Origin of the sequence: Arthrobacter sp. Soil782, assembly GCF_001428435.1 — a bacterium.
GTDB classification, from domain to species: domain Bacteria; phylum Actinomycetota; class Actinomycetes; order Actinomycetales; family Micrococcaceae; genus Arthrobacter_D; species Arthrobacter_D parietis.
This window is the reverse complement of record NZ_LMSO01000001.1, coordinates 334,868-347,569: the sequence shown is the minus strand read 5'-3', so window position 1 is coordinate 347,569 and position 12,702 is coordinate 334,868. Positions and strand designations below refer to the sequence as shown.

Below are 12,702 nucleotides of genomic sequence, written 5' to 3'. Positions count from 1 at the left end.
GGGTGGTAGTGCGGTTGGACAAGCCTTTACGGGGCGGTTGTCTTCCCGGTGTTCTCGTTTGCGAGGATTGCCAGTGACGCGGCAACTGAGTGGTCCAGATCTTCGGCTTCCTCATGCGCACGCAGGACAACCATTGCCTTGGCCTCCACGGTCACGTTCCCTCCCGCGGGGATCGGCTCGGAGTCCGCGTACACACCGGCGGTGTCGATGACCTCATCCCACATGGGCCCGTACTCAGTGGAGGGAACCGTGAACGTCACCGGCTCATCATTGGCATTGAAGTACAGCAGGAAGTTCAGGTCCGTGATCCGCTGGCCGCGCTGGTCGCGCCCGTGGATTCCCTGCCCGTTGAGGAAAACGCCGATGGAGCGGCCAAAGCCGGAATCCCAGTCCTCAGGCGCCATCAACTCGCCCGCGGTATCCAGCCAGACGATGTCCGGCAGAGCCTCGCCCTCGCCGCGGCGCACAGGACGACCGTCGAAGAAACGACGACGCCGGAACGTAGGGTGCTCGGAACGGAGCCGGTTCACTGCGGCGGTGAATTCGAGCAGCGGTTGGTCCAGGTTGTCCCAGTGCACCCAGGACAGCTCCGAGTCCTGGCAGTAGGTGTTGTTGTTTCCCTCCTGCGTGCGGCCCAGTTCATCGCCGTGGGAGATCATGGGCACACCCTGTGAGAGGAGCAGCGTGGCAATGAAGTTCCGCTGCTGGCGCGCACGCATCGACTGCACTACCGGATCATCCGAAGGCCCTTCCTCGCCGCAGTTCCAGGAGCGGTTGTGGGATTCGCCGTCGTTGTTGTCCTCACCGTTAGCCTCATTGTGCTTCTCGTTGTAGGACACCAGGTCCCGCAGCGTGAAACCGTCATGGGCGGTGACGAAGTTGATGGAGGCCACCGGGCGGCGTGCCGAGTGCTCATACAGGTCTGCCGAGCCGGTCAGCCGGGAGGCGAACTCACCGATGCTGGAGGGCTCACCGCGCCAGAAGTCCCGCACGGTGTCCCGGTACTTGCCGTTCCATTCAGTCCACTGCGGCGGGAAGTTGCCCACCTGATAGCCGCCAGGGCCAACGTCCCACGGCTCAGCGATGAGCTTGACCTGAGAAACGATCGGATCCTGCTGCACAAGCTCGAAGAACGTCGCGAGACGGTCCACTTCGTAGAACTCACGGGCAAGTGCCGAGGCCAGGTCGAAGCGGAAGCCGTCAACGTGCATCTCGGTCACCCAGTACCGCAGGGAGTCCATCAGCAGCTGCAGGGCATGGGGGTGGCCCACGTTGAGCGAGTTGCCGGTTCCCGTGGTGTCCATGTAGTACTGCTTGTCATCCTCAACCAGGCGATAGTACGCCGAGTTGTCGATGCCGCGCATCGAGAGGGTTGGCCCCATGTGGTTGCCCTCGGCAGTGTGGTTGTAGACGACGTCGAGAATGACCTCGATACCGGCAAGGTGCAATTCACGCACCATCGCCTTGAATTCCTGGACCTGCTCGCCCTCGTCCCCGGACGATCCGTACGCGTTATGCGGCGCGAAGAAGCCAATGGTGTTGTAGCCCCAGTAGTTGGACAGGCCCTTTTCCTGCAGCGTGCTGTCATTGACGAATTGGTGCACAGGCATCAGTTCGATGGCCGTGACCCCGAGCTTCTGCAGGTGGGCGATGATCGCGGGATGCGCGATTGCCGCGTAGGTGCCGCGCTGCTCTTCGGGGATCTCGGGGTGCAGTTGGGTGAGCCCCTTGACGTGCGCCTCGTAGATCACGGACTGGTGGTACGGGGTGCGCGGCATCCGGTCCCCGTCCCAGTTGAAGAACGGGTTGATGACCACGCCGAGCATCATGTGTGATGCCGAATCCTCGTCGTTATAGGAGGTCTCGTCACCGAAGTTGTAGCTGAACAGCGCCTGGTCCCAGTCCATCTCGCCGTGGATGGCCTTGGCATAGGGGTCCAGGAGCAACTTGTTGGGGTTGCAGCGGTGGCCTTCGGCAGGGTTGTAGGGGCCGTGGACGCGGTATCCGTACTTCTGCCCCGGAGCAACCTGCGGCAGGTATCCGTGCCAGACGTACCCGTCCACTTCCTTCAGGGCCACGCGTGTTTCGGTGCCGTCATCGTGAATGAGGCAGAGTTCCACTTTCTCGGCAATCTCGCTGTAGAGCGCGAAATTGGTTCCCGTGCCGTCATAGGTTGCCCCCAGCGGATAGGCATCTCCTGGCCACAGTTCCATATGTGCTCCTTGCTTGTTTGCGTCACCCGATCTGCTCGGGTGCGTTTCCTGCATCTTTTCATAGCGCAGGGATCTGACATTTTGGTGAACGACCTTACCGGGTGTCAGAGGGGCGGATCCCGCAACACTTGGTGAATAACCCGCCGGACGTGGCGTGGCAGTTCACTCACCACGATCGGTCCGCGCTTCACCGCGCGCTGACCGGCCAAACCGTGCAGCATCGCGGCTGCTGCCGCCAGCGCAGCCCAGCGCGACGACGACGGCAGCCCCAGCCAGGTACCGGCGTCGTTATTGCGGGTATTGGTGGCAACCAGCGCGCCCAGGATCCCCGCGAGGGTGTCCCCGGAGCCGGCTGTGGCCAGCCACGGCGTGGCGTTGGCCTGGCTGAAGACCGTGCCGTCCGGCGCTGCCACCACAGTGGTGTAGCCCTTCAGCAGGACGGTGGCGCCGGTCGTCTCGGCGGCACGGCGGGCACTCTCCAGCGGCGCTGCCTCAATGGCTTCCCGTTCCACGCTTTTCCCGCGCCGTTCGAACAGCGCCGCCAGCTCGCCCGCGTGGGGCGTGAGGATGACGTGGCTGTCGACGGTCTCCGGCAGCAGCGGGAGCGCTCCGGCGTCAACCACAGCAGGCAATCCGGAGGCAAGGGCATCGCGGGCGCGCTGCCTCTGTCCCGGATCCTCGGCAGCACCCGGGCCCACGAGCCACGCCTGGACATGGGACTCGGAAACTGAACCGTGGGAGCACACCACCTCAGGGTGCACGGTGTTGATGAGGCTTGTCACCGGGTCCGGTCCCAGGAAGCGAATCATTCCGACGCCGGTAGCCAGCGCCGCGCCGGTGGCCAGAACCGCTGCACCGGGGTACAGCGCGGACCCGGCAGCTATCCCGAGGACGCCGCGGCTGTACTTGTGGTCAGCAGGTTGCGGCACTGCGTACAGATGCCGGAAGTCGGCGGGCTCCACCGAATAAATGCGTGGCTCGGGAAGCGTGGGGCCAAGCCCGATGTCGATGGTTACTACCCGTCCCGCCGCGCGTGCTCCGGCGCCGGTCAGCAGTCCGGACTTTAACCCGCCGAATGTGACGGTGAGGTCCGCCGCAAGGACTTCGCCGGAAGCCTCGCCGGTGTCTGCGTTGACGCCGCTCGGAACATCGCACGCCACTACCCGCCCGGCCATCCTGCGCGCGTTCAGACGTCCCACCAGTCCAGCAGCCTCGCCGCGCAGTCCTCCCACGCCGCCGGTGCCGAGGATGCCGTCGATCACCAGATCCGCCGCGGCAACCCGCTCAAGCACGCGGTCGAGGGTGGCTCCGGTGAGGCGTTCAACCCGGCCGCCCGCTGCACGGAAGGCGGCCAGCGCTTGCGTGTGCACGCGATCCGAGGTGAGTACCGCCGTCGTGCCCGCTCCCCGCTGCTGCAGGCGGGCGCCGGCGTAGAGCGCGTCTCCCCCGTTGTTGCCGCTGCCGGCCAGTACGACGACGGCGCGGCCATAAGTGCCGCCCGTTGCCTGGAGTTCAGCTGCGCAGGCCTGTGCGAGCCCGTGCGCAGCACGCTGCATCAGCTCATCCCCGAGTCCGGCCTCGAGCAGCGGGGATTCCGCTGCTCGGACCTGATTCCCGGTATAAGCACTAAGCATGCTTAGAATCCTACCGGCTGGGCTCCGAATATTCGCCCTCGGCAACCACCATGGCGGTTGCTACCCCGCCGTCGTGGCTGAGCGACAGGTGCCAGCGGTTCACTCCGCGTGCATCCGCAACAGCCTGAACCGTGCCGGACACCTGGACCGTGGGGCTGCCGTTGGCGTCGAGACCTATCCAACAGTCCTGCCAGTTCATGCCCGCCGGTGCGCCGAGCGCCTTGGCCACCGCTTCCTTCGCGGCGAAACGTGCGGCCAGCGAGCGGGTGTTGAGCCCGCGCTCCGCCGCAACGAACAGGCGCTCGCGCAACCCGGGTGTGCGCTCGACCTGGCGCTCGAACCGGGCTACGTCCACAACATCTACGCCGATACCGATAATCATCGGCGCCTACTCGACCGTGACGGACTTGGCCAGGTTACGGGGCTGGTCAACGTCATAACCCTTGGCTGATGCCAGTTCAAGGGCGAAGATCTGCAGCGGAACCGTGGTGAGGAGGGGCGCCAGGAGCGTGGAGGTCTGCGGCACGTGGATGACGTGCTCGGAGAACGCTGCCACGGATTCGTCGCCCTCCTCGGCAATCACAATGGTGACCGCACCGCGGGCGCGGATCTCCTGGATGTTGGAGACCACCTTGGAGTGCAGGGAGTCGCGGCCGCGCGGGGACGGCAGCACGACGACGACGGGCTGGCCCTCCTCGATCAGTGCGATGGGGCCGTGCTTGAGCTCACCGGCAGCGAACCCCTCGGCGTGGATGTAGGCGAGCTCCTTGAGCTTGAGCGCGCCTTCCATGGCGACCGGGAACCCGACGTGGCGGCCCAGGAAGAGAACGGACTTGGCATCTGCCATGTCCCGACCGAGCTTCTTGACCGCATCCGCGTTGTCGAGCACCTGCTGGATCTTGGCGGGCATCTCGTTGAGATCGCTCAGGACGGCGTTGATCTCGTCGCGGAACTTATTGCCGCGCAGCTGGGCCAGGTAGAGGCCGAGCAGGTAGGCGGCGGTGATCTGCGCAAGGAAAGCCTTGGTGGATGCCACAGCGATTTCCGGCCCCGCGTGGGTGTACAGCACGGCGTCCGATTCACGCGGGATGGTGGACCCATTGGTATTGCAGATGGCAACCACCTTCGCGCCCTGTTCGCGGGCGTAGCGGACCGCCATGAGGGTGTCCATGGTCTCGCCGGACTGGGAGATGGCAACCACGAGGGTCTTCTCGTTGACAATCGGGTCCCGGTAGCGGAACTCGTGGGAGAGTTCCACCTCGGTGGGGATACGGCACCAGTGTTCAATGGCGTACTTGGCCACCGAGCCGGCGTAGGCAGAGGTTCCGCAGGCAAGGACAACAATCTTGTCCACCGAGCGCAGAATTGACTCGTCAATGCGGAGTTCATCCAGTACCAGGTTTCCCTTGGCGTCGGTGCGGCCCAGCAGCGTCTGCCCAACGGCGTCGGGCTGGTCATTGATTTCCTTCTCCATGAAGGAGTCGTAGCCGCCCTTTTCCGCGGCGGCGGCGTCCCAGTCGACATGGAATTCCTTGCCCTCGGCGGGAGCGCCGAAGAAGTCGGTGATTGCAACCGCGTCCGGGGTGATGGTGACTACCTGGTCCTGGCCCAGCTCCACTGCGCGGCGGGTGAAGTCGATGAAGCCGGAGACGTCCGAGCCGAGGAAGTTCTCGCCCTCGCCCAGGCCCACAACCAGCGGGGAGTTGCGACGGGAAGCCACAACGACGTCGGGGGCGTCCTGGTGGATGGCCAGCAGCGTGAAGGCGCCTTCGAGGCGCTGGCTGGCTTCCTGCATTGCCCGGGTCAGCGTGTCTTCGGAACCGGAACCGGCTTCGGCGTCCGCCAGGCGGCGGTAAATGCTGCCCAGCAGTACTGCGGCAACCTCGGTGTCGGTGTCGGAGATGAAGGTGGCACCGGCGTCGAGAAGCTCGGCCTTGAGTTCGGCGAAGTTTTCGATGATGCCGTTGTGGATCATCGCCAACCGGCCGTCGTCGGCCAGGTGGGGGTGCGCGTTCTGGTCAGTCGGGCCACCGTGGGTGGCCCAGCGGGTGTGGCCGATTCCCGTCAGTGAATCAGGAAGCGGCGCTTCCTGAAGCTCGGCAATAAGGTTGGTCAGCTTGCCGGACTTCTTGCGCGACTGGATGCCGGATTCCGTCAGGACTGCAACGCCCGCGGAATCATAGCCGCGGTATTCGAGCCGGCGCAGGCCCTCCATGACAACGTCAAGGGCGCCGTGGCTGCCGTTTGAATCGACGTCCTCGAGTACCGCGCTGTTCAGTGATGCGCCGTTGTTCCGGCCTACGTATCCTACGATTCCACACATGGGCTTAAGCGTACCTGCCTAGCACTCCTTCCTTTGCGCCGCGAAGTTCAGGCGTGGTGCAGCTCACCGGAGAGGCGCCTACCCGTTTGTTAATGTCCTGGTCAGGGGGCAGAATTCACAGGGTGAGTGAGCAATCTCCCGGTACCGGGCCCACAGCGACGGTGGATGCCGGTGTCACCCCGTTCGTTGAACTCGAGCGTCAGACGTGGTCGCGGCTGTCCAATGAGATCGAGTCGCCGCTCAACGTCGAAGACATCCAGCGTCTGCGCGGTCTGGGAGACGCGCTCAACCTTGACGAGGTGCGCGAGGTCTACCTTCCACTGTCCCGGCTGCTCTCGCTCTATGTGGCCGCCGCCGGTGAACTGCACGCCGCCACCAATACCTTCCTCGGTGAGACCACCACGCGGACGCCGTTCGTCATCGGCGTTGCCGGTTCGGTGGCGGTCGGCAAGTCCACCACCGCCCGCGTGCTGCGCGAACTCCTCCGCCGCTGGCCCGGCACCCCCAACGTTGAGCTGATCACCACGGACGGCTTCCTCTACCCCAACGAGGAACTGGAACGGCGCGGCCTGATGCAGCGGAAGGGTTTCCCGGAGTCCTACGACCGCCGTCGTCTGCTGCGCTTCGTCAGTGAGGTCAAGAGCGGCGCCGAGGAGGTCCGCGCCCCCTGGTATTCGCATCTGACCTACAACATCGTGCCTGGTCGTGAAGTGGTGGTGCGCCGGCCGGACGTGCTGATTGTGGAGGGCCTGAACGTCCTTGCGCCGGCACGCATGAGGGCGGACGGGCGCTCCGGCCTCGCGCTGAGCGATTTCTTTGATTTCTCTATCTACGTGGACGCGAAAACCTCCTATATTGAGGAGTGGTACGTCCAGCGTTTCCAGTCGCTGCGCAGCGGCGCCTTCGCCAACCCGGAGTCGTATTTCCACCGGTACGCCTCACTCACCGACGAGGAGGCCCGCGAGACCGCGCTTGGCATCTGGCACCGCATCAACGAGCCGAACCTGATGGCCAATGTCCTTCCCACCCGCGGCCGCGCCACCCTGGTCCTCACCAAGGAAGCCGACCACTCGATCCGAAGAATGCTGCTACGAAAAACCTGACGAAGCCCCGGCGGCACCGCACCCCATCCACCTGGATGACGACGGCGGTGCTCCTCGTCGCGCTGTCAGCCTGCGGTACGCCGCCACCTCCGGCGGACAACACGCCGTCCGCGTCTGCGTCATCGGTTCCGCCCGCTTCTTCAGTTCCGCCCTCTCCGGCCGTGTCCCAGACCCCCGGCACCATTCCCGCCCCGGGACAGCGTGCACCCGCTCCCGTTGAAACTTCTGCTCCATCTGTGATCCCCGAGACGCCACCGGCGCAACCTACCGCCGCGCCGAGTGTCGCGGCTTCTCCCTCTCCGCCGCCTCCAGTTGCTGCACCGCCTGCAGAGGCGGCCGAGCTGGGCGACCCAACCTCGGTGAGCGTCGTCGTCAACAAGCAACGGCCGCTCAACCCGATCGACTACTTTCCTTCCGGACTGGTACTGCCCGCAGTCCCGCTGGCCGTCGCCGAGCCCAATGCCCTGCTGCGCGGTGACACGGCTGCCGCTGTCGAGGAGATGTTCGCAACTGCAGCGAACGACGGCGTGAGCCTCACCCTGGTCAGCGGGTACCGGTCCTTCCAGGACCAGGTCTCCACCTATGAACACTGGGTGGCGCAGTACGGCGGTGACACGGCAGCAGCTGACCGCATCTCGGCGCGCGCCGGGTTCTCCGAACACCAGACGGGGCTCGCCTTCGATGTGGGACAGGACGACGGCGCGTGCACTCTGTCCTCCTGCTTTGCGGACACTGCCGCGGGCCAGTGGATGGCAGCCAACGCGCACCGGTTCGGGTTCATCCTGAGGTATCCGTTGGGGGCGGAGGGCATCACCGGGTTCTCGGGCGAGGCCTGGCATTACCGGTACGTTGGCGTTGAGCTGGCGCAGGCCATGCGGAAGGACGGCGTGGCAACCCTCGAGGAGTACTTCAACCTGCCACCGGCCCCCGGCTACTGATTTAACCGAACTTTTGCGCAGCTCCGGTGGGTTCGACGCCGTCGGGCTCACCTGATCTGCGCAAATCTTCCCGTAGCCTGAACCCATGATTAACGGATTCAAAAACTTCATCATGAAGGGCAACGTCATTGACCTGGCTGTTGCCGTGGTTATCGGTGCCGCGTTCGGAGCGGTGGTGAAGTCGCTCGTCGAGAACGTCCTCATGCCGCTGATTTCAGCGCTGGTCGGCTCCCCCAACTTCGACGATTTTGCGAAGGTGACCATCAATGGCAACGAAATCCTGTTCGGAATGTTCCTCACCGCCGTCGTGAATTTCCTTCTGATTGCCGCTGCTGTCTACTTCGTGATCGTGATGCCCATGAACAAGCTGATCGAGCGGCGCGACCGCAAGCTGAACCTGGAGGAAAAGGTCGAAGAGGTTGACCCGCAGGTTGCTCTCCTGACCGAGATCCGCGACAGCCTCAAACAGCGTTCCCTCTAGCTACTGCCGTACCTTACTTGCTTGCCAAGCGCGCGTTCAGCCGATCAACCTCGTCGAGCACTTCGGTCGCCGCCCAGGCTCGGTCCCGCTTGCTTCGGGTAATGGGTGCGATTACTCCGGCTTCTGTCAGCCGATCCAAGCTGGCATAGACGGCATTCAGGGTGACACCTGCGATGTGGGCAGCAGTGTGCGCTTCGAGGACCGGGTGCTCCAGCAGGGCAGCGATGATTTTCTCATCAGCTGAACCGCGCCGGGGCTTTGCGGCTTCCTCCCAGATACCGGGTAGCTCTTCCAGCTCGGCAATGGATGCGAGGGCAGCGTCAGTCGCCCTTACCGCCGAGACCGCCAGGTACTTCACGAACGGGTCGACATCGCCGATTCTGTAGGCATTGACCAGATCGAAGTACTGCTGGACGTCGGCGACCATGGCGGAAGCGATGGGGGTAACGGTCCTGGTGGTCAGCCGACGGCGGCGGCAGACAGCGCCGATGAGGGCACGCCCGATCCTGCCGTTGCCGTCGGTGAATGGGTGCACGGACTCGAAATGAGCGTGTGCAATGGCCGCCTGGGCTATGACCGGCAGGTCGACTCTGTTGCTGAATACAATCAGGTCGGCCATGATGTCGTCGACGAGTTCCGGCGGAGGGGGAACATGAATGGCGTTGCGCGGAGAGTAGTCAGAACCGCCGATCCAGTTCTGGACATCGCGGAAGCGGCCGGCGTACGTGAAGTCGACGGGATCGTCGTTCATGAGCAGGTGGTGCGCCTTCAATATCTGATCCACCGAGATCGTGCCCGTGGAGCCGGCTCCGTCGATCATGGCTTGGATGGCGTCTGTGGCAGCGACCATTGAACGGGCGTTCGCGCTGGCTTTGATCCCGATTGCTGCCCGTGCGAAGTCATCCCGTGGCGCTTCTACATGTTCAATCTTCGAGGAAGAGACAGACTCGCTCCTGAGGAGAAAACCGCTGATCGCCGCCATGCGTGAGCCGGAAGTAGCGTCCAGGGAAGCGACAGCAACGGCGGCCTCTTCCAGCGCGACCAGTGTGTCCTTTTCCGGGTAGTAATCCTGAGCGGCGATCAGTGGCGGCAGGGATACCACCACCTCCGCGAAGAGCCGATCCTCCCGCGGCGGTCTCCCTGAATACCTCCACGGCCGCTTCTCGCAATTATGCGCTGGCCACATCCGGTTACCGGCTCGCCGCAGAACCCAGAACATGCTTCATGTTGTTCATGTTTCACCCACTAAACATGAATAGTCAATCCGCTATCCATGTTTAGTCGGAGCAGGGAGGCCTAAGCGGGTTCGAGCGCCAACTGATGTTGCACAATCCCGGCGAGGGTCTCGGCAGTGCGCTCGGCCGTGAGCATGTCGGCGGCCTCGACCATGACGCGGACAACCGGCTCGGTGCCGGAGGGGCGCAGCAGTACGCGGCCGGTTTCCCCAAGGGATTCCTGGGCGTCGCGGACCGCACGCTGCACCTCGTCGTCGCTGTTCACGCTCGACTTGTCCACGCCCTTGACGTTGATCAGCACCTGGGGAAGCTTGGTCATGACGGTCGACAGTTCCTTGAGACTGCGGCCGGTCAATGCGACCTGCGCCGCCAGCTGCAGGCCGGTCAGAACGCCGTCGCCAGTGGTTGCGTAGTCAGCGAAGATGACGTGTCCGGACTGTTCGCCGCCGAGGCTGAAGCCGCCGTCGCGCATGCCTTCAAGAACATAGCGGTCCCCCACCGCAGTCTCACGCAAGGTAATTCCGGCCTCCCGCAGAGCGAGCTTCAGGCCGAGGTTGCTCATCACGGTGGCAACCAGTGTGCCGTCTTTCAGGCGCCCAGCCGAGTTGAGGGCAACTGCCATGATCGCCATGATCTGGTCGCCGTCCACCACGGTTCCCTCGTGGTCCACGGCGAGGCAGCGGTCGGCGTCGCCGTCGTGCGCAATACCGAGGTCTGCGCCGTGTTCCAGCACCGCGGCCTGCAGCATTTCGAGGTGGGTGGACCCGCAGCCCTCGTTGATGTTGTTACCGTCCGGGTCAGCGCCGATGACCACGATGTCCGCGCCGGCGTCGGAAAACACCTGGGGCGAGCAACCGCTGGCCGCGCCGTTGGCGCAGTCAAGCACCACTTTGAGGCCGTCGAGCCGGTGCGGAAGTGACTGAAGCAGATGAACAACGTAGCGGTCCTCAGCATCGGCGAAGCGCTGGATGCGGCCGACGTCCGGCCCAACGGGGCGGTGCCGGGGTGCGAGGAGTTCGGATTCGATCGCATCTTCGAGGGCGTCGTCGAGCTTCTTGCCGCCGCGCGCCAGGAACTTGATGCCGTTGTCCGGCGCCGGGTTGTGGGAGGCGGAGATCATGACCCCGAAGTCAGCGTTCAGGTCAGCAACGAGGAAAGCCGCAGCCGGTGTGGGAAGGACGCCCGCGTCAAAAACGTCGACGCCGGCACTGGCCAGGCCGGCTTCGACGGCAGCGGCAATGAAATCGCCACTGGTACGCGGATCCCGCGCGATGACGGCGGTGGGGCGCCTGCCATCGGATTGCCGATGCCCGAGCACCACGGCCGCTGCCTGGGCAAGCTGCAAAGCGAGTTCTGCGGTGAGGAGGCCGTTCGCCAGACCCCGGACGCCATCGGTCCCAAATAATCTAGTCATCGTGGTTCATCCTAAGGGAGAAAAGTCCCGCACCCGGGAAGCGTCGAAGAACGCTGTTAAAGCGTTACGCCCGCCCGGCAGCAGCCGAGCGGGCGTAACGGGTAAAACTGGTGAAATTAGCGCTTGGAGTACTGAGGCGCCTTGCGTGCCTTCTTGAGACCGGCCTTCTTGCGCTCGATGACGCGGGCGTCACGAGTCAGGAAGCCTGCCTTCTTGAGGGCGGGGCGGTTGTTCTCGCGGTCAATCTCGTTGAGCGCGCGGGCAACACCGAGGCGCAGTGCACCGGCCTGGCCGGAAGGGCCACCGCCGTGGATGCGTGCAATGACGTCATATGCGCCGTCGAGCTCGAGGAGCTTGAACGGATCGTTGACTTCCTGCTGGTGCAGCTTGTTGGGGAAGTAGTCAGACAGCTCGCGGCCGTTGACAATCCACTTGCCGCTTCCCGGTGTGACGCGGACGCGTGCAACAGCTTCCTTGCGACGGCCTACAGCGGCGCCGCCGACGGTCAGCGCGGGGCGCTCTTTGACGGGCGCGTCCGAGACGGCCGACGATTCCGAGGTGTAGCTAGTGAGCTCCTCGGTTGGTTCATTCAGCTCTTCAGTGTTCTGAGCCACGGTTCTCCTTGAGTGATTCTTAGTCTGTGGTGGCCAGGACTACTGAGCGACCTGGGTGATTTCGAAAGTCTGGGGCTGCTGGGCCGCGTGCGGGTGCTCTGCACCGCGGTAAACCTTCAGCTTGCCGATCTGCTGGGCAGCGAGGGAGGTCTTGGGCAGCATGCCCTTGATGGCCTTCTCCACAGCGCGTACCGGGTTCTTCTCCAGCAGCTCTGCGTAGTTGACGGACTTCAGGCCACCCGGGAAACCGGAGTGACGGTAGGCACGCTTCTGTTCGAGCTTGGCGCCGGTGAGGGCAACCTTCTCAGCGTTGATGATGATGACGAAGTCGCCCATATCCATATGGGGGGCAAAGGTCGGCTTGTGCTTTCCGCGCAGCAGTGTTGCGGTCTGGCTGGCAAGACGGCCTAGGACAACGTCGGTGGCGTCAATGACGTGCCACTGGCGGTTGATGTCGCCGGGCTTCGGGGTGTACGTACGCACGGTTTTTGCCTTCGTTTCTTGTTCTACGGTGACGCCGGCACACGTGGAGAATGACCTCCAGATGCCAACGCAGCTGATGCATGCGTTACCGGAACTTCAGGTGAGGACTGAAAGCTACACCGGTGATCCCTGGGTTCTCGGCCATATCCGCGGACCAGGTAGCTCTGCAACTGAGCCGCACGCGGGCATGGACATATCGAGATGGGATACGCACAACGACTCTCAAGGTTAGCGCGGACGTGACCCCCTGGTCAAAACACGTCA

11 protein-coding genes are annotated in these 12,702 nt (G+C 64.0%); 3 read left to right on the top strand and 8 right to left on the bottom strand.

Going from position 1 to position 12,702, the window contains the following annotated elements; all coding sequences use genetic code 11:
• Positions 1-26: 26 nt before the first annotated feature.
• The 4 genes from glgX to glmS all read right to left on the bottom strand — a co-directional run bounded on the left by glgX (position 27) and on the right by glmS (position 6,170).
• Positions 27-2,213: a glycogen debranching protein GlgX gene (glgX, locus tag ASH00_RS01690; RefSeq protein WP_056544134.1), complete on the bottom strand. Its 2,187-nt coding sequence runs from the start codon at positions 2,211-2,213 to the stop codon at positions 27-29.
• A 104-nt stretch (positions 2,214-2,317) separates the two neighbouring features.
• The gene (locus ASH00_RS01685) at positions 2,318-3,847 is read right to left on the bottom strand and encodes an NAD(P)H-hydrate epimerase (RefSeq protein WP_056544132.1); all 1,530 of its coding nucleotides are present in this window, start codon (positions 3,845-3,847) and stop codon (positions 2,318-2,320) included.
• 10 nt (positions 3,848-3,857) lie between these two features.
• Positions 3,858-4,229, bottom strand: a complete 372-nt coding sequence (locus tag ASH00_RS01680; protein ID WP_056544129.1) for a holo-ACP synthase — start codon at positions 4,227-4,229, stop codon at positions 3,858-3,860.
• Positions 4,230-4,235: 6 nt separating this feature from the next.
• Positions 4,236-6,170, bottom strand: coding sequence for a glutamine--fructose-6-phosphate transaminase (isomerizing) (gene glmS / locus ASH00_RS01675; protein ID WP_056544127.1), 1,935 nt, complete (start codon positions 6,168-6,170; stop codon positions 4,236-4,238).
• A 122-nt stretch (positions 6,171-6,292) separates the two neighbouring features.
• Between glmS and coaA the strand changes: the two genes are divergently transcribed.
• The 3 genes from coaA to mscL all read left to right on the top strand — a co-directional run bounded on the left by coaA (position 6,293) and on the right by mscL (position 8,692).
• Positions 6,293-7,273, top strand: coding sequence for a type I pantothenate kinase (gene coaA / locus ASH00_RS01670; protein ID WP_235563115.1), 981 nt, complete (start codon positions 6,293-6,295; stop codon positions 7,271-7,273).
• A gap of 161 nt (positions 7,274-7,434) precedes the next feature.
• The gene (locus tag ASH00_RS16270; RefSeq protein ID WP_235563113.1) at positions 7,435-8,211 is read left to right on the top strand and encodes a M15 family metallopeptidase; all 777 of its coding nucleotides are present in this window, start codon (positions 7,435-7,437) and stop codon (positions 8,209-8,211) included.
• A gap of 85 nt (positions 8,212-8,296) precedes the next feature.
• On the top strand, positions 8,297-8,692 hold the full coding sequence (mscL, locus tag ASH00_RS01660; protein WP_056544119.1) for a large conductance mechanosensitive channel protein MscL: 396 nt from the start codon (positions 8,297-8,299) through the stop codon (positions 8,690-8,692).
• A gap of 13 nt (positions 8,693-8,705) precedes the next feature.
• On the opposite strand, the gene ASH00_RS01655 is transcribed toward mscL, so the two are convergent.
• The 4 genes from ASH00_RS01655 to rplM form a co-directional block, all read right to left on the bottom strand.
• Entirely contained in the window at positions 8,706-9,794 is a 1,089-nt protein-coding gene (locus ASH00_RS01655) for a Fic family protein (RefSeq protein WP_235563111.1), read from the bottom strand.
• Positions 9,795-9,988: 194 nt separating this feature from the next.
• Positions 9,989-11,341: a phosphoglucosamine mutase gene (gene glmM, locus ASH00_RS01650; RefSeq protein ID WP_056544116.1), complete on the bottom strand. Its 1,353-nt coding sequence runs from the start codon at positions 11,339-11,341 to the stop codon at positions 9,989-9,991.
• A 116-nt stretch (positions 11,342-11,457) separates the two neighbouring features.
• Entirely contained in the window at positions 11,458-11,955 is a 498-nt protein-coding gene (rpsI, locus tag ASH00_RS01645) for a 30S ribosomal protein S9 (RefSeq protein WP_056544114.1), read from the bottom strand.
• 39 nt (positions 11,956-11,994) lie between these two features.
• Positions 11,995-12,438 carry a 50S ribosomal protein L13 gene (gene rplM / locus ASH00_RS01640; RefSeq protein WP_056544112.1) on the bottom strand — a complete coding sequence of 148 codons (444 nt, stop codon included), beginning with the start codon at positions 12,436-12,438 and terminating at the stop codon, positions 11,995-11,997.
• Between the last annotated feature and the right edge of the window lie 264 nt (positions 12,439-12,702).

Bases quoted from the DNA above. Each gene is read 5' to 3' on its own strand.
- glmM (WP_056544116.1), bottom strand. From the start codon at position 11,341: ATGACTAGATTATTTGGGACCGATGGCGTCCGGGGTCTGGCGAACGGC.
- ASH00_RS01680 (WP_056544129.1), bottom strand. From the start codon at position 4,229: ATGATTATCGGTATCGGCGTAGATGTTGTGGACGTAGCCCGGTTCGAG.
- mscL (WP_056544119.1), top strand. From the start codon at position 8,297: ATGATTAACGGATTCAAAAACTTCATCATGAAGGGCAACGTCATTGAC.
- glgX (WP_056544134.1), bottom strand. From the start codon at position 2,213: ATGGAACTGTGGCCAGGAGATGCCTATCCGCTGGGGGCAACCTATGAC.
- glmS (WP_056544127.1), bottom strand. From the start codon at position 6,170: ATGTGTGGAATCGTAGGATACGTAGGCCGGAACAACGGCGCATCACTG.
- ASH00_RS01685 (WP_056544132.1), bottom strand. From the start codon at position 3,847: ATGCTTAGTGCTTATACCGGGAATCAGGTCCGAGCAGCGGAATCCCCG.